This is a genomic window from Agrobacterium sp. S7/73, assembly GCF_019355535.1.
Classification (GTDB): Bacteria; Pseudomonadota; Alphaproteobacteria; order Rhizobiales; family Rhizobiaceae; genus Agrobacterium; species Agrobacterium tumefaciens.
Genome location: NZ_CP072137.1, coordinates 1,018,216 through 1,034,545, shown reverse-complemented (window position 1 = coordinate 1,034,545; position 16,330 = coordinate 1,018,216). Strand labels below are relative to the sequence as shown.

Here is a 16,330-nt window from a genome sequence, read left to right as displayed (position 1 = left end):
GGGTTATCCGAGATATGTCTGGGCCAGAACATCGGAGAGATGTTCCATGTCCGTTTCGAGCTGGCGGTAGATCGCGCCATTCATGTTTTCCGGCGTCATGACGGCAAGGCCGGAATGCAGCCGCATTGCCTCGCGGTAAAAGGGCGACATCTGGCCGTTCGTAAAGGCGTTCGGCAGCTGCTCCACCTCGGTACGAATCTCGTTCAGCTGAAACAGGATGGACCGTGGGTTGAGCGGATCGAGCGCCAGAAGATCGGTGACGGTCAGACCCGCCGTGCTGACATTGTATCGGCGGCGATGGGTCATGACGCTATCACCGATTTCGAGCAGCATGTCATAGGATCCATCTGGCGCATCCGATCCGGTCATGTGGCCGAGAAGCCTTGTCATATGCAGGCCACGCTCGAGATAGCGGCCGATCGACAGGAAACGCCAGCCGGTGAAACGATACATGTTTTCGTGCACGAGACCGGCGAAGCCTGCAAGCTTGCGAAGGAGGATCGTCATGGCATGGGTCGCGTCGTCGCCCGGCGAAACCTTTGCGTGGAACCGACGGGCAGTCTTGGCAAGGTCATTCAGCGCAAGCCATCCGTCCGGCGAAAAACGGTCTCGGATGTTGCTGGCGGAATAGAGCGCGCTGTTGATGTTGTTCAGCAGGCTTTCCGGCACGGCATCGTTCATTTCCACATCCAGCGCTTCGAGATAACGCGTGACATGCGCAAGCAAGGGCTGACGTGGGTCGGCGGATTCGGCATAACGTCCGTGCCAGGCGCGCAAGATGCGCAATGCGCCTTCCGAACGTTCGATATAGCGGCCGAGCCAGAAGAGATTGTCCGCCGCACGGCTTGGCAGGCTGCCCGGCATATTTCGGGTGAAGCTTTCTTCCGCCGGTAAAAGCGTGGTGCGTTCCACCGGCTTGTCGCTGACGATCCAGACATCCGCAGCACTGCCGCCTGATTGCATGGCGATGGCCGATACATCGTTGCTGCTGCCGATCCGCGCAAAGCCGCCCGGCATGATCTGCCATCCATCCTGGGTGCGGGCGGCAAAAACGCGAAGGCTCATCGGGCGCGGCACGAGCTTGTTGTCGATATAGGCCGGCGTGGTGGAAAGCGTCACCACCTCTTGGCCGACAAGCCTGTGGCCATCGGAAGCGAGCCAGTCACTGATCGATTCCTTCGCTGTTTCGCGTAAGGACGAGCCGAGCACGGACTGACCGTTGTCTTCGAAGAAGGGCAGCCGGGAATAGGCCGGGCCGATGACCATGCCCTCGATATTGCCGGCAACGTGGCGGCGCTCGGATTCCTGTCCGCACCACCAGGTCGCGATGGACGGCAGTTTCAGGTCTTCGCCAAGCAGATGGCGACAGACGCGCGGCATGAAGGACAGCAGGGCCCGTGTTTCGAGAATGCCGGTGCCGAGCGCGTTGACGATTGTCAGTGCTTCATTGCGCAGCGCCTGCACCATGCCGGGCGTACCGATGTGGGATTGCTGGTTCAGTTCCAGCGGATCGGAATAGGAGGCATCGAGGCGCCGCCAAAGCACGCCGATCGGTTTCAGTCCGGCCACGGTCCTTACCATCACGCGGCCGTTGACCACGGTCAGATCCTCACCCTCTAGCAGCATGAAGCCGAGATAGCGGGCGATATAGGCGTGTTCGAAATAGGTTTCGTTGGCGGGGCCGGGGGTCAGCACCGCGATGCGGTCATCCGGATGTTTTCTGTGCGACTGCAAGGTGTCGCGGAAAGCGCCGAAAAATGAAGCGAGACGGTGAACATGGGTTTCGGCATAGATGTCGGAAAGCGCGCGTGTGGTCGCCACCCGGTTTTCCAGCGCAAACCCTGCGCCGGAAGGCGCCTGTGTCCTATCGGCCAGTACCCACCAGTTGCCATCAGGTCCGCGTCCAATCTCGAACGAGCAGAAATGCAGATAATGGCCGCTTGCAGGTTTTACGCCGACCATCGGCCGCAGATATTCCGGATTGGAGGCGATTAGTGCCGGCGGTACGTAACCTTCCTTCACCAGCCGGTTTTCGCCGTAAAAATCGGCGACCATGGCTTCCAGAAGATTGGCGCGCTGTTTAAGCCCTTCGGAAAGAACCGTCCATTCCTTGTCGTCGATCAGCACCGGGATATGGGAGATCGGCCAGTTTCTTTCGCTGCTGCCCTTGCTGTAATCGCGGTAAAACACGCCCGCATCGCGCAGATAGCGGTCGGTGCGGGCAAAGCGCTCATGCAGTTCGCGTTCCGACATTCGCGACAGGGCACCGAGCAGGGTTTTCCAGACCGGTCTGACCTTGCCGTTGGTATCGAGCATCTCATCGGCCACGCCGGGCAAGGTGGAGTAGTCAAGCCCGCGCGATTGCGCGCTCGTTTCCGTCTTGCGTTCCGTGGCCGGGGCTTTGGACAATTTATACTCCGTATGGCCGGCGCAGATCGAGCGTCAGCGGAAATTCTGGCGACACGGTTTCCGCCATCAACGGATATTGCCCGGCCGTATGTCCCCATGGTTCGAAACGGGCAAGGCGGCGTGCCTCGGCCTCGTTGCCGTTGACGGGAAAGGTCTCGTAATTGCGACCACCCGGATGAGCAACATGGTAGATGCATCCGCCGATCGATCGTCCCGACCATGTATCATAAATGTCAAAGGTCAAGGGCGAATTGACCGGCAGAACGGGATGCAGGCCGGAAGAGGGCTGCCACGCCTTGAAACGAACACCGGCGACCGCAACGCTTCGGTTTTCCGTCGGAGTTAGCGGAACGGCGCGACCGTTGCACGCCACGGTATAGCGCGCAGGGTTGGAGGTTTCGAGGCGGACCTGCATACGCTCGACGGAGCTGTCGACAAAACGCACGGTTCCGCCGATGGCACCCTGTTCGCCCATAACATGCCAGGGCTCCAGAGCCTGGCGCAATTCCAGCTTCGCGCCTTCGTATTCCACCTCACCGAAGAAGGGGAAACGGAACTCCTGCTGGGCTGTGAACCATTCCGGCTTCAGGTCGAAGCCATTTTCCCTCAGGTCTCCGAGCACGTCCATAAAGTCCGCCCAGATGTAGTGCGGCAGCATGAATCGGTCTGCAAGTGCCGTGCCCCAGCGCACGAATTTGCCGGCGGCGGGGTTTTTCCAGAAACGGGCGATGAGGGCGCGCACCAGCAATTGCTGGGCGAGCGACATGCGGGCATTCGGCGGCATTTCGAAGCCGCGGAACTCCACAAGGCCAAGGCGGCCGGTCGGCCCATCGGGAGAAAACAGCTTGTCGATGCAGATTTCGGCGCGGTGGGTGTTGCCCGTCACATCCGTCAGGAGGTTGCGGAACAGGCGGTCGACCAGCCATGGCAGCGGCGGCGCACCCTGGCCAGGGGCAGGCACCTGCGCCAGCGCGATCTCCAGTTCGTAAAGACTGTCGTGGCGGGCTTCGTCGATGCGGGGCGCCTGACTCGTCGGTCCGATGAACAGGCCGGAGAACAGGTAGGAAAGCGACGGGTGCCGCTGCCAGTGCAAGACAAGGCTTTTCAGAAGGTCGGGACGGCGCAGGAAAGGGCTGTCATTCGGGTTGGCCCCGCCCACGACCACATGGTTGCCACCACCGGTGCCGGTGTGACGACCATCGATCATGAATTTGTCAGCGCCCAGACGCGTCTGTCGCGCCTCTTCATAGACCGCCGTGGTGATGTCGACACAATCCTTCCAGCTTGCGGCCGGGTGGATGTTGACCTCGATGACGCCGGGATCGGGCGCTACACGGATGACATTGATACGCTCGTCATGTGGTGGAGCATAACCTTCGATATGGACGGGCAGCCCGAGCTCGGCCGCTGCCGCTTCTGCCGCTGCGACCAGTTCCAGATAATCCTCGATGCGTTCGACAGGCGGCATGAAGACGCAGAGCCGTCCATCGCGCGGTTCCACCGACATGGCTGTGCGCACCGCGCCGCCGATTTCACCAAGCGTCTGCTCGATGCGTTCCTGGCCGGATGCCTCATCCGCATGGAAAGACGCTTCCGGCATGGTGCGTCCGGAGGGCTGGAATTTCTCGGGAAGCGGCCCTCGCGGGATCGAAGGGTCAGCTTCATGGATATAAGGATAGGCGGATGGCGGCACATGGGGCAGGGTGCCAAGCGGCAGGCGGTAACCTACCGGGCTATCACCCGGAACGAGGAAAATCTTGCCGCGCCGTGTTTTCCATTTCTCGCTGACCCAGCGTTTGTCTGTGGTGGGCTTGGCGTTCCACGCCTGCACCGGAAGAATATAACCCGTCGGTGTCGTCAGCCCGCGTTCGAACACGCGGGCAAGGCGATTGCGTTCTTCCGGGTCTTTCAGTTTCGAGTTGGACGGATCGACATTTTCGGGAAGACTACCTTCCTTGATGATCCATTCGGCCGGATCCTCATAGGCCGGAAGCACCAGATCGGGCTCCACACCGAGATGAGTGGCGATACCGCTCAGTAGCTTTTGCGCGTCGTCGGCCGCAACACCGGTATTTGCGCCTTCTTCGGCAATCAGCGCAGGGTTCTGCCAGATCGGCAGACCGTCCTTTCGCCAGTAGAGTGAAAATGTCCAACGCGGCAGGCTTTCGCCCGGATACCATTTTCCCTGCCCGTAGTGCAGGAAGCCGCCGGGCGCGAAACGTTCGCGCAGGCGGCGGATCAACACGTCCGCTTTTTCGCGTTTCGTCGGTCCAACCGCGCCGGTGTTCCATTCCTCGGATTCGAAATCGTCGATGGAAACGAAGGTCGGCTCGCCGCCCATGGTCAGCCTGACGTCATGGGCGTTCAGAACCTGATCGACCTTTTCGCCGAGTGCATTGAGGCTCTCCCAGCTCTCATCGGAGAAGGGTTTGGTGATGCGCGGGGTCTCGGCAACGCGCCGAACCTGCATGTCGAAAGCGAATTCCGTATTGGCCTCGCCGAAATAACCGCCGGAAATCGGCGCGGCATTGCGGAAATGCGGCGTTGCCGCCAGCGGAATATGGCTCTCGCCGGTCAAAAGCCCCGAAGTGGGGTCGAGACCGACCCAGCCGGCGCCCGGCATATAGACCTCGGCCCAGGCATGCAGATCGGTGAAATCGACCTCTGTCCCTGACGGGCCATCCAATGCCTTGAGATCCGGTGTCAGCTGGATGAGGTATCCGGACACGAAACGTGCGGCAAGGCCGAGATGTCTCAAGATCTGGACGAACAGCCAGCTGGTGTCGCGGCATGAACCCTTGCCGGAAGCCAGCGTTTCTTCCGGCGTCTGAACACCCGGCTCCATGCGGATGACGTAACCGATTTCCTGCTGCAGACGGGCGTTGAGGCCGACGACCATATCCACCGTCGGCTGTCCGGGTGTGTGGTCCACGGTGGCCATGAAGGCGGAAAGCAGGGGGCCGGTCGGTTCCGGTTTCATGTAGATGGACAGATCTTCCCGCAGCTCCTGCGGATAATCGAACGGCCACTTGGTCGCCTCTTCCTCAACGAAGAAATCGAACGGATTGTAAACCGTCATATCGGCGACAAGATCGACCTCGATCTTGAATTCCGTCGCCGGCTCGGGAAAAACGAAACGGGCGAGATAATTGCCGTATGGGTCCTGTTGAAGGTTCACGAAATGATTGGACGGTGAAACCTTGAGAGAATGGCTGATAACATGGGTTCTGGAGTGCGAGGCGGGCTTCAATCTTATGATTTGCGGTCCAAGGCGAACCGGATTGTCGTATTTATAATGCGTCAGATGATAGATGCTCGCTTTGATCGCCATTAATCTGCCTTGCCCGGTTTTCCGGTTTATGCGGTTTGTCCGCCCCTCTGAAATTATTTGGATTTTGTGCAATGCAGGAAAAGAAAGCAAGGATCATTTCCGGAGGCAACCGCATTGTTGGCGGAGGCGCCGATGTTTGCCGGCGCGAAGAATTGCCGCGGCTTTTTAATTGTCTCCCTGAGGATTTCTCCGCGGTTGTGGACAAGGTCGAACGGCGTGTTATTGCTGGGCATCGCAAGGTGCAGGATCGCAAACCGCTTTCTTTGCCGACTGACGTTTCGGAATGGAATGAATGGCAACAACGGTGACCGACGATCAGCGCAAGAGTGCGGCGAACCTTTCGGGCTTCGATCTCGATTTTCGTTCGCAACTGCGCATGATGGGCAATGCCTTCTGGACGTCGCCGGTTCGCAACCGGCTGATATTGCTGTCGATTGCCCTGCTCACGGTGATATTGCTCACCGCTTACGGGCAGATCAGGCTCAATGAGTGGAACGCGCCGTTTTACAATGCGCTGGAGCGGCGCGATCTTGACGCCTTCCTCCACCAGCTCGAAGTCTTCGCGATCATTGCCGGGCTGTTGTTGCTTCTTAATGTCATTCAGACTTGGCTTAACCAGATGACGGCGCTGAACATGCGCGAGGGTCTTGCCAAGGATATGGTGGACCAGTGGCTGAAACCGGGGCGCGCCGCCCGCCTTGCCAGTTTCGGCACGATTGCGATCAATCCGGACCAGCGTTTGCACGACGATGTCCGCAACCTTGCGGAAAGCAGCACGGCGCTTTCCATCGGCCTTGTGAATGCGACGATCCTGCTCATCAGCTTCATCGGCGTTCTGTGGACATTGTCGGCAGGCTTTTCCATCACGATCAACGGCGATCCGGTCGCGATTCCCGGATACATGGTCTGGGCGGCGATCCTTTATGCGGGCTCGGCGTCCCTGCTCAGCAACCTTGTCGGCTATCGTCTGGTCGGCCTGAATGCTGAACGTTATTCAAAAGAGGCCGAACTACGCTTCTCCCTGATGCGGGCCAGCGAAAATCTGGCGGCGATTGCGCTTGCGCGTGGTGAAAAAAACGAGCGGCGGCGGATCGGCGTCGATATCGATGCCGTGCTCGGCGTAATCCGCGGGCTCGCTTTAGCAATGACACATCTGACCTGGGTGTCGTCGGGCTACGGCTGGTTGGCGGTTGTGGCGCCCATTCTTATCGCAGCACCAGTTTATTTTTCCGGCAACCTCACCTTCGGCGGGCTGATGATGGCCGTCGGCGCCTTCAACCAGGTCAATACCGCACTTCGCTGGTATATCGACAATTTCGGGCCGATTGCCAGCTGGAAGGCGACGTTGCAGCGTGTTTCGGTGTTTCGCAACGCTCTGATCCAGATGGATAGCGTTGAACAGCACGGCCTCGCAATCGATCTTCAACGGAGTGCCGACAACGAAAAAATCCGTCTTCGGTCGGTGACTATCTGCCGTGATGCGGGCGGGCAGGATCTGGAGCGTGGTTTCCGGCTGCGCGAGGCCGAGGTTGAAATCGGGCGGGGTGATCGTCTGATGATCAATGGCGAACAGGGCGTGAACCGGCGGCTGCTGTTTGCCGCCATGGCCGGCCTGTGGCCATGGGGGCAGGGCAGGATCGAAATGCCCGAACAGTCCGACACGCTTTTCATTGCCCAGCACGGCTATTTGCCAACAGGTACGCTGCGCGAAATTCTGGCCTATCCACGCGCGCCCCAGCGGTTTGTGGAGGCAGACTATGTCGCGGCGCTGACCGCGTGCGGTCTCGGTGAAATGGCGCCCCGGCTTGATGAACACATTCGCTGGGACAAGAAGCTGGATTCGGATGAACAGGCCAGCATCAGGATCGCCAATGCCCTGTTGTTGAAGCCGAAATTCATCGTCATCGACGATTTGCTGGAAGGGCTGGAAAAACAGACACAGGATACGCTGGCGGAGGTTTTGAATGGGATCGACGGCGTAGCGATTATCTATATCGGCAGATCAGAGACATTTTTGTCGGTTCTTACCCCGGCTTTGGCCCATCTGGACCATGCCCCCATGAAGGAAAATACCGCAAAGCCGGATATCGCTCCAAAATAAGCCGCCGGGTTATGCTGCTGTTGACATTATCGTGCGGATCAAAGCCGCAAATGCCATTTTTCGAGGTCCAGCCGTTGCTGTTTGGCTAGGCTTATGGTGCCGTCCGGCTCCATCTGCGAGCGCAGAACAAAGGTGCCGGTCGCCAGGCTGATGGCAATGACGCTGGCAACCGCGAGAATGATACGGTCGTAGCGCTGCTGTATCTTATTGTTTCCACTCCAGTCATAGGCCATTCGCACGCCCTCGCGGTTTTTTGGAATCGTGCCGCATCATGGTTAACCGAAGCTTACGATGGCTTCGTGATTCCTTGCTGTTTTGGAAGGGCTGCCGCGAAAAATCGGCTATTGGCTGAGGGGGCGCGGTTGTTTAAATCCGGCGGCGGGAGGTTCTTGAAAGGAATTTGATATGGAACAGCAACCGCCCGCCGATATGGAACTCACGCTCAGAACGCTTGCCATGCCGGCTGACGCCAATCCGGCCGGCGACATTTTCGGCGGTTGGGTGATGTCGCAGATGGACCTTGCCGCCTTCGTCCGCGCCAATGATGTGGCAGGCGGGCGTACCGTCACAGTGGCGGTTCATGAAATCGTCTTCAAGAAACCGGTCAAGATCGGCGATACATTGTGTGTCTATACTAGGATCGAAAAGGTTGGGCGCACCTCCGTCACGCTCAAGATCGAGGCCTGGACCCGCAGGCACTATCAGGATTCCCGGGAAAAGGTTACGGAGGCCGTCTTCATCATGGTAGCGGTGGATGACAAAGGCGAGCCGCGCCCTGTGCGCAAAGAGGCGTAAGGCGCTTGCCTTCGAAGCAAACTTCCAACCGTTCGCAGGCAGCCGAAAGAGCATGAGGCTCTTCGGCTCCGCCAATTCGATCTCCGAACGCGCAATACTTTAGAAATATCCAATTTATTTATCAATTTTTGCGATCAAGGTATGGAATAGGGCGGGGATCAGGCTGTGACCATTCCAGGTGTTGTTATTGTTGGTGGCGCTCACGGCACGCTTGCCCTTGCCCGCAGCCTTGGCGCCCTTGATGTGCCTGTGCACTATATCACCCATGATTCACCGCTGCCGGGCTGGTCGCGTTTCGTGAAGAACACGATCCGCTGGTCCGGTCCTCATGATGCAGGGGCGATGGCGTTTTTACGCGATATGGCAGAGAAGCATCATCTGAAAGGGTGTCTTCTGGTGCCATCAGGGGATGGCGAGGTTCAGCTCGTTTCACAACATCGCGACGAGCTTTCCGCCCTTTACAAAATCGTCCTGCCTGATTGGTCCTCCCTTCAATGGTTGTGCGAGAAACCGCTGCTCTACAAACGCGCGGCGGAACTCGGTGTCAGCTTCCCCCGGACCTATGCCATGACCTCGTCCGATGACGCCGATGCGCTGGACGTGACGTTTCCCGTTATCCTGAAGCCGAATATGGGCGGGGGCGATACCGCGATTTCCCGGGCGAAGGTTATCCGCGCCGATGACAGGCAGGCGCTGAAAGCCGCTTTTGCCGCTGCGAGCGGCGAGATCGGCGCGGGCAATGTCGTCGTGCAGGAGCTCATTCCCGGCGGGGGAGAAAGCCAGTTTTCCTATGCGGCGCTCTGGCGCGATGGCGAGCCTGTTGCAGAATTCACCGCCCGACGCCTGCGTCAGTATCCCGTCGATTTTGGTTACACCAGCACCTGTGTCGAGGTTGTCGACAACCCTCAAGCGATCGATGCGGCAAGGAAGATATTGAAATCGGCCGGTCACAGCGGGTTGGTCGAGGTGGAGTTCAAGCGGGATGGCAGGGATGGATCGCTGAAACTTCTCGATGTTAATCCTCGCCCATGGTCGTGGTTTGGCCTGTGTTCAGCGGCCGGCATCGATCTCGGCGCGCTGCTGTGGCAGGTTGCCAACGACATGCCGCGCGGCCAGATGCTAGATGCGCGGCAAGGTGTGTCATGGTCCTATCTTGTCCGTGATGCCATTGCCGCATTGACGTTGAATCGACGGGGACAGGCGGGAATTGGGGACTATGTCGCCTCTCTGCGCACAATCCGCAGCTGGGCGGCTTTTGCGGCGAACGATCCTTTGCCGGGCCTTATCGACCTGCCCCTCACGGTCTGGAGAGTCATCAAAAAACGGGTTCTGCCCGGTTTGAAGTTGCGGTAATCGGTAATGGTGTTTTTGCGGTCGGTAAAACGCTCTCTGAAATATGGGGTCATAAGGGCGGGGCTGGAGATAGCTTCCCTGCCGGCGGTTCGTGCGGCTTTTCCGGCTCTTGCCGGGCGTGGCGTGATCTTCACGCTCCACCATGTTCGTCCGGACGAGGAAGCGTCAGCTTTTGCGCCGAATGCACACTTGTCGATCACGCCACAATTTCTGGAAGAGGCGATAGAGGCGGCGCTCGAATGTGGTCTCGTTCCCGTTCATCTGCACGATCTGCCGGGCCTGCTCGCCGATAGTTCCGAGAAACGGTCGTTCTGCGCTTTCACGCTTGATGACGGCTATCGCAACAATGCCGAATATGCTGCACCGATTTTCCGGAAATATGCTGTTCCCTATACGATTTTCATCACGCCGGGTTTTGTGGAGCGGACGCGTAGCGTGTGGTGGGAAACCACTGCCACGCTGACGCAGAAAGCCACGTCCTTTGAATTCGATTTCGGGACAGGGCCGGAGCAGATTAAATCCGGCAGCCTTCCACAAAAAGCGGAAGCCTTTGCGCGTCTGGAAAACTTCGTCCAGATATTCGCGGAGGACGAGGCGGTGGAGAGGATCGACCGTGTCGCGGGGCAACATGGTATCGATCCGATCGCGATCGTGGAAAAACTCGTCATGGATGCGGCCGAACTCAAGGCGCTGTCGAGCGATCCCCTGGTCCATCTCGGCGCGCATACCATGATGCATGTGAACATGCGCAAGATCGATGCGGCGCGTCTGGCATACGAAATCGAGGAATCGACAAGACGGGTGGAGACCTATGTCGGCCGTCGACCGAGGTCCTTTTCCTATCCCTATGGCTGGATAAAGGCCGTGGGAGAACGCGAGGCGAAAGCGGTGTTTGATGCGGGATTTCCCGTAGCTGTTACCACGCAGGCCGGTATTCTTGGGGCCGATAGCCTTGAAAAGCCGATGCTGTTGCCGCGCGTTTCGCTGAACGGCCGCTTTCAGAAGAAGCGCTTTGTCAAAGCGCTCATCTCAGGCCTGCCTTTCCGGTTCGTCTAGTGATCAACCTCTCCCTGCCGTCTTTCGCCGATGACGACGACATGTGTCGGTGCGGCTAATCGAGCTGTCGTGTTGTTTTTGTTATTCACATCCATTTATCTATTGATTATAAATAAATTTATCGAAGGAAAACATTACAACTTTTCTTAAGGTTTCGCCCGTGCTGTTGATTTTTTCCGATGACCTGACCGGTGCGCTTGATGCGGCCGCCCCCTTCGCCGGGCGTGGGCTTTCGACTGAAGTTGCGATTGGTCTTGACGGCGTCCGTGCAGCGGTGGCCGATGCGCCGGCCGTCCTCAGCGTCAATCTGGGTTGTCGGGATGGCAAGGCGGATGAAGCCCGCCGCCGCACGCAGGAACTGATGGCACTGGTTCCGGCCGATACAGTTCTGTTCAAGAAGATCGATTCCCGCCTGAAAGGACATATCGCCGCCGAAATGGATGCTGTTTCCTATCGGCATGCGCTTGTAGCGCCAGCCATTCCGGATTTTGGACGCATCGTCGTAGACGGTTCCGTGTCCGGCTTTGGCGTTGACGGCACGATTTCGGTTCATGAAAGACTGGGCGGTCACGCCAGCCGCTGCGCAATACCAGACACCCTATCGCATGCGGACATCAGGGAGGCTTTGCTTGCCGGGCGCGCAAACGGGGTTGATCTTCTGGTGGGCGCGCGAGGGCTGGCCGAGGCGCTGGCCGAAATGATGACAGCGCAGGCGGTGCCCGAAGCGGCATCTATTCCCGCGGGTAAGGGGCTTTTCGTCATAGGTTCGCGCGACCCGATCACCGTTGAACAAATTGAAATCCTTAAAGGAACGGGGTTGGTATCGGTCACCGATGCACCCAATGGCGTCGTGCCGTTTCACGCGCATGCTCGTTCCAGCCTGACGCTCGTTTACGCGACGCAAGGGGCGGAAGATCTTTCCCCGCTCGAGGTTTCAGACCAGCTGGCGTATGGCGTCGTGCCGCTTTTCACCACCGGGACCGACACGTTGCTTTTGTCCGGCGGCGCCACGGCCGAAGCGGTGCTGCTTGCCATGGGGGTATCGCGTCTGCGCCTTGCCGGCGAGTGCCTGCCCGGTCTTGGTGTCGGCTGGTCCGGCGACCAATGTATCATTGCGAAGTCAGGTGGTTTTGGGCAAGCTGACACGTTGAAACGGATTGCGAAAATGATGCTTGGCGAAAATGACGCTGGAGAAAGCTGACCAGATGGGGCTGATGAAAGAAACGGCGCGCAAGGCACTTCCGGACATTATTTTCGAGAGAATGCACCGGGCGATCAAATCCGGCGCCTACAAGCCGGATGAACGGCTTCCGACCGAACATGAACTCGCCATGGAATTCGAAGTGTCGCGACCGGTGGTCCGCGAGGCGCTTCGGCGGCTGCGCGAACAGGGGTTCATCTATTCGCGAAGGGGTTCCGGCAGCTATGTGCGGGCATTCGGCCTGCGCGAGCCGCTGGGCTTCGGCCAGCTCGAAAATGTCGCTGACCTGCTGAACTGTTATGAATTCAGGCTGACTCTGGAGCCGGCAGCTGCGGCGGCGGCGGCCTTGCGGCATGATGGCGAGAGGCTCGTCGCAATCAAAAAGGCGCTCGAGCTGATGCGGGACGCCACCAATCGCCAGTCCCACCGTGAGGATGCCGATTATCAGTTCCACCTTGCCATCGCGCGGGCGGCACGGAATAGCTATTTCTCCACTGCGATGGAGGCTCTCAAGGACCACATTGCGGTGGGAATGAAGTTTCACGGCATGTCGGTGAAGCGCGAGGCATCCGGCCTTACCCGCGTGTTTGCCGAGCACGAGGCGATTGCGGTGGCGATTGCCGAAGGAGATGCCGAGGCCGCGCGGCGGCTGATGCACGACCATCTGACGGGATCACGTGACCGCCTCTTCGAGTCTTCGCATACGGATTGAGGGAAGTGACGGCGAGCCGGTGCGCGCGATAGCGCACCGGACTTTCGATTAGAAAGCGCGGCGGTAAATGCCGAGCACGTCATCAAGGCTCATATCGACGGGATTGTTGTCCATCAGCCGGCGGATTGCGTGAGCGTCTTGCGCATAACGGGGAAGGTCGGTTTCGCTTGCCCCGTGCCGCGCAAGGGACATTTCAATGCCGAGGCCGGCGCAGAAATCTGTCGCTGCCTTGCGAAGATCATCGGATGAAAGATGCTCGCGAAGCCCAAGCGCTCCGGCCACCTCCGCCGTCTTTGCCGAAACGGCGTGCTGGTTGAAAGCCAGAACATGCGGGAAGACGATAGCGTTTGCCAACCCGTGCGGCAGGTTGAGAAGCGTGCCGAGCGGATAGGCGATGGCGTGACCCGCCGCCGTATTGACCGGGCCAAGGCAGATGCCGCCATAGTAGGAGGCGAGCATCATTCCTTCGCGGGCTTCGGTATCAGCGCCGTCGCGAACGGCGCGCGCCAGATATTTGCCCACCAGCGAAAAGCCCATGCGGGCAAAACCGTCGATCATCGGATGGGCCTTGCGATTGGTGAAAGCCTCCACGCAATGCGCCATGGCATCCACCCCCGTCGCCGCTGTCACAGCTGATGGCACGGAATACGTGAGTTCCGGATCGAGCACCGCGAAATCGGCAATCAGATGAGGGCTTTCGACCGCGACCTTGCTGCCCTTGACGGGATCGGTGATGAGCGAGCGAATCCCGGCTTCCGAGCCGGTTCCGGCGGTGGTGGCGATCTGGACGAGCCTGGTGTCGCGCCCTGCGACCCTGTTCGGTCCTGCCACATCCTCAAGCGTCTGGCTGGAATTCCAGAGTGCGGCGACGAGTTTCGCCACATCCATCACCGAGCCACCGCCGAGGCCGATGACGAGATCGGGTTTGGCGGCGCGCGCTGCGGCCAGTGCTGCATCGAGCGTCCCTGTGTCCGGTTCGCCGGGAATGGCGTCAAAGACAGTGAAAGGACCCTGCAATTGCAGCCGGTCGGCAAATTTCGCGGTCAGCGGCGTGGCGATCACCAGGGTCGAAGCGGTTTTGACGGCCCAGGCGCCGACCTGAGAAATGGTGCCGGCGCCAACGGCAAGCCTGCGCGGCTGATGGATGAGAATGGAGGCTGTGGACATGGTGTTCATCCTCTTGCGCCCTTGCCCGCCACGAGCTTGCGCGCATAGGCTATGGCCTCATTCATGTTGCCGTGATTGGCGATGCCTTTGCCGGCGATGTCGAAGGCCGTTCCATGATCGACCGAAGTGCGATCAATCGGCAGATCGACCGAGACATTGACGGCGGTATCAAAGGCGACGAGCTTGATCGGGATATGGCCCTGATCGTGATATTGCGCGACAACCAGATCGAAAGTGCCCGAATAGGCGCGGTGGAACACGGTATCGGCGGAGATCGGCCCGTGTACCTCGATGCCTTCAGCGCGCGCGGCGGCAACCGCTGGCGCAATCTGGTCATCATCCTCGGTGCCAAACAGACCGTTTTCGCCGCAATGCGGATTGATACCGGCAACCGCGATGCGCGGCCGCTCGTAACCGATGCGCTTCAGATGAGCATTGCCAGCGCGGATGGTCGCCAGCACCCGCTCCGTCGTTGCCCGTTGAATGGCTTCCTGCAGGGACACGTGGGTCGAGACGTGAATGACCTTCAGCCGCTCGGAGGCAAGCAACATGTAGGCGGCTGAAGAACCGGTCAGGCTGCGCAGCATGCCGGTGTGGCCGTCATAATGGTGGCCCGCAAGATTGAGGGCCTCCTTGTTAATCGGAGCAGTGACGATGCAGCCGATTGCGCCCGCTTCGGCATCCCGCACCGCTTTTTCAATGAAACGGAAAGCGGCGTCTCCGGCAACCGGCGACAGCGTGCCCCATGGCAGCGGCGCACCCTCCACCGGCAGATCGACCACATTCCGAGTAAGATCGATGTCGATGCCAAGCGCACCCCGCGCCGCTTCCAGCGTGGCAAGGTTGCCATAAATCCGCGTTGCTTCCCTATCCGGGGCGGACATTTCCGCAAGCGCGCGGACGGTTATTTCCGGGCCGACGCCGCAGGGGTCACCCATGGTGATACCAATGATGTTGCTCATCCGATTCTCCCGTCCTTGGCGTCTGCCCAGCCGGGCGCCAGCCGGACATATTTGATTGCGCGGCGATGATAGGTGTAGCTTGCGTGCAGGGTACCGTCCGCTGCCTCCAGAAGCCATGGATAGGACATTTCCAGATTGCGGCCGTCGGTCGAATCGTTGGACAGGCAGGTGCCCGGCCCGTCCTCGATCAAAATCCGGGTAGGAAAGCTGCGGCCGTCGTCATCGGACAGGCAGATGGAAACCGGCGCGCGCGGCACGCCCCATATGGGCACACATCCACCGCTCGGATCGGCATCCGGTCTGTCGTCTTCCTCGCCCAGTTCGTCATAAAGCGAGGCGCGACGGTCGCTGGATTGCGCGGCGTTGATGGGGTTGCAGATCATCGCCAGCCTGCCGTGTGCGAGCCTGATCGCGGCGATGGAGGAATTATTGTTCGGTACGTCGGTCGGCAGCGGTTCTGTCCATGAGCGACCGCCATCTGTGCTTTCCGTGCGGTAAACGAGATCGGCCTGACGGCGGCGAAAAAAAGCGTAGTAGCGCCCATTCGCGCCCGCAACCGGGCTCATATGAACGCAGCCGGTCGAGCCCGCCAGCTCCTGCAATTGCCATGTGAGGCCGTTGTCTTTCGATATGCCGAGTGCTGCGGTATCGTGGCTGCCGTTCCATTTCTGGCCGGGGCGTTGGACGCAGCGGAAGATCGGCAGAAGCCATGCGCCGTCATCGCGGATGCGAAGCGGCGCACGGATGAAGCAGCCTTTCGGAAGATCGAGAAAACGGCCATCTTCGGCGGACAGCTTTTCCGGCGTTGCCGGGTCGTGGACGACCCGCGCCATGCGGATGCGGCATTCGTCCTGATTGCCGGATGGCTGGGCGGTGTGAAACAGCCAGAGAGTGCCATCAGGTGCGGTGAAAATAACCGGATTCTGTTCGGAATGGGCGGGATCGTTGCTCAGGCGCTGCGGCGCTCCCCACCGGCTCGCGCCGGGTGTGAGCGCGGACGCGAAGATCGAAATATCCGATTTTCCCTCCAGCGTTCCGCCAAACCAGGCGCACAGCAGGGTGCCGTCCTGCAGAAGGTGCAGAAAGCTCGCATGGTTCTGGATCATCGGCGATGGCAGGAACGCTTCGTGCCGGTTTTCCGAAACGGCATGGATGGCTCCGGTCATGGCGTGAGCAATGTCATCAGGGGTCATCGTGGTCTCCTCTTGGTCTGATGAAAATGGCATATTCAAAAAGTTGTCAA

Annotated in this window: 13 protein-coding genes; 7 read left to right on the top strand and 6 right to left on the bottom strand. The window is 59.5% G+C overall.

Translation table 11 applies throughout. The annotated features are described in order from the left end of the window. Window positions 1–3: 3 nt before the first annotated feature. On the bottom strand, window positions 4–2,409 hold the full coding sequence (locus J5276_RS19765) for a circularly permuted type 2 ATP-grasp protein (protein WP_149910305.1): 2,406 nt from the start codon (window positions 2,407–2,409) through the stop codon (window positions 4–6). A 1-nt stretch (window position 2,410) separates the two neighbouring features. Beyond that, window positions 2,411–5,740, bottom strand: a complete 3,330-nt coding sequence (locus J5276_RS19760) for a DUF2126 domain-containing protein (protein ID WP_003511533.1) — start codon at window positions 5,738–5,740, stop codon at window positions 2,411–2,413. A gap of 71 nt (window positions 5,741–5,811) precedes the next feature. Between J5276_RS19760 and J5276_RS19755 the strand changes: the two genes are divergently transcribed. Both J5276_RS19755 and J5276_RS19750 read left to right on the top strand, forming a co-directional pair. Next, entirely contained in the window at window positions 5,812–6,048 is a 237-nt protein-coding gene (locus tag J5276_RS19755) for a hypothetical protein (RefSeq protein ID WP_162693136.1), read from the top strand. Beyond that, window positions 6,033–7,841, top strand: a complete 1,809-nt coding sequence (locus J5276_RS19750) for an ABC transporter ATP-binding protein/permease (RefSeq protein WP_112291791.1) — start codon at window positions 6,033–6,035, stop codon at window positions 7,839–7,841. Before J5276_RS19755 ends, J5276_RS19750 begins: the two co-directional genes overlap by 16 nt. Before the next feature lie 38 nt (window positions 7,842–7,879). Here the strand turns inward: J5276_RS19750 and J5276_RS19745 are convergent, their stop codons facing one another. Beyond that, window positions 7,880–8,074, bottom strand: a complete 195-nt coding sequence (locus J5276_RS19745; RefSeq protein WP_013761913.1) for a hypothetical protein — start codon at window positions 8,072–8,074, stop codon at window positions 7,880–7,882. A gap of 172 nt (window positions 8,075–8,246) precedes the next feature. Here J5276_RS19745 and J5276_RS19740 point away from each other — a divergent pair, with 172 nt between their 5' ends. From J5276_RS19740 to J5276_RS19725, 5 genes are all read left to right on the top strand, one after another. Then, window positions 8,247–8,636, top strand: a complete 390-nt coding sequence (locus J5276_RS19740; RefSeq protein WP_003511527.1) for an acyl-CoA thioesterase — start codon at window positions 8,247–8,249, stop codon at window positions 8,634–8,636. A 165-nt stretch (window positions 8,637–8,801) separates the two neighbouring features. Beyond that, on the top strand, window positions 8,802–9,989 hold the full coding sequence (locus J5276_RS30420; protein ID WP_065660426.1) for an ATP-grasp domain-containing protein: 1,188 nt from the start codon (window positions 8,802–8,804) through the stop codon (window positions 9,987–9,989). A gap of 6 nt (window positions 9,990–9,995) precedes the next feature. Further along, window positions 9,996–11,045, top strand: coding sequence for a polysaccharide deacetylase family protein (locus J5276_RS30415; protein WP_065704465.1), 1,050 nt, complete (start codon window positions 9,996–9,998; stop codon window positions 11,043–11,045). A 160-nt stretch (window positions 11,046–11,205) separates the two neighbouring features. Next, window positions 11,206–12,246 carry a four-carbon acid sugar kinase family protein gene (locus tag J5276_RS19730; RefSeq protein ID WP_111789632.1) on the top strand — a complete coding sequence of 347 codons (1,041 nt, stop codon included), beginning with the start codon at window positions 11,206–11,208 and terminating at the stop codon, window positions 12,244–12,246. Window positions 12,247–12,250: 4 nt separating this feature from the next. Then, window positions 12,251–12,958 carry a FadR/GntR family transcriptional regulator gene (locus J5276_RS19725; protein ID WP_003511522.1) on the top strand — a complete coding sequence of 236 codons (708 nt, stop codon included), beginning with the start codon at window positions 12,251–12,253 and terminating at the stop codon, window positions 12,956–12,958. Window positions 12,959–13,006: 48 nt separating this feature from the next. Here the strand turns inward: J5276_RS19725 and J5276_RS19720 are convergent, their stop codons facing one another. Genes J5276_RS19720 through J5276_RS19710 form a run of 3 tightly spaced genes read right to left on the bottom strand, consistent with a single transcriptional unit; the run spans window position 13,007 to window position 16,280 of the window. Further along, window positions 13,007–14,134: an iron-containing alcohol dehydrogenase gene (locus J5276_RS19720; protein ID WP_065704462.1), complete on the bottom strand. Its 1,128-nt coding sequence runs from the start codon at window positions 14,132–14,134 to the stop codon at window positions 13,007–13,009. Then, window positions 14,131–15,087, bottom strand: a complete 957-nt coding sequence (pdxA, locus tag J5276_RS19715) for a 4-hydroxythreonine-4-phosphate dehydrogenase PdxA (RefSeq protein ID WP_038494367.1) — start codon at window positions 15,085–15,087, stop codon at window positions 14,131–14,133. The genes J5276_RS19720 and pdxA overlap by 4 nt, the downstream gene beginning before the upstream one ends. Next, window positions 15,084–16,280, bottom strand: a complete 1,197-nt coding sequence (locus tag J5276_RS19710; RefSeq protein ID WP_174012129.1) for an exo-alpha-sialidase — start codon at window positions 16,278–16,280, stop codon at window positions 15,084–15,086. The genes pdxA and J5276_RS19710 overlap by 4 nt, the downstream gene beginning before the upstream one ends. Between the last annotated feature and the right edge of the window lie 50 nt (window positions 16,281–16,330).

Coding starts and splice junctions, on each gene's coding strand:
- J5276_RS19760 (WP_003511533.1), bottom strand. CDS start 5,740: ATGGCGATCAAAGCGAGCATCTATCATCTGACGCATTATAAATACGAC.
- J5276_RS19750 (WP_112291791.1), top strand. CDS start 6,033: ATGGCAACAACGGTGACCGACGATCAGCGCAAGAGTGCGGCGAACCTT.
- J5276_RS19745 (WP_013761913.1), bottom strand. CDS start 8,074: ATGGCCTATGACTGGAGTGGAAACAATAAGATACAGCAGCGCTACGAC.
- J5276_RS19755 (WP_162693136.1), top strand. CDS start 5,812: ATGCAGGAAAAGAAAGCAAGGATCATTTCCGGAGGCAACCGCATTGTT.
- J5276_RS19725 (WP_003511522.1), top strand. CDS start 12,251: ATGGGGCTGATGAAAGAAACGGCGCGCAAGGCACTTCCGGACATTATT.
- J5276_RS19740 (WP_003511527.1), top strand. CDS start 8,247: ATGGAACAGCAACCGCCCGCCGATATGGAACTCACGCTCAGAACGCTT.
- pdxA (WP_038494367.1), bottom strand. CDS start 15,087: ATGAGCAACATCATTGGTATCACCATGGGTGACCCCTGCGGCGTCGGC.
- J5276_RS19710 (WP_174012129.1), bottom strand. CDS start 16,280: ATGACCCCTGATGACATTGCTCACGCCATGACCGGAGCCATCCATGCC.
- J5276_RS30415 (WP_065704465.1), top strand. CDS start 9,996: ATGGTGTTTTTGCGGTCGGTAAAACGCTCTCTGAAATATGGGGTCATA.
- J5276_RS19720 (WP_065704462.1), bottom strand. CDS start 14,134: ATGAACACCATGTCCACAGCCTCCATTCTCATCCATCAGCCGCGCAGG.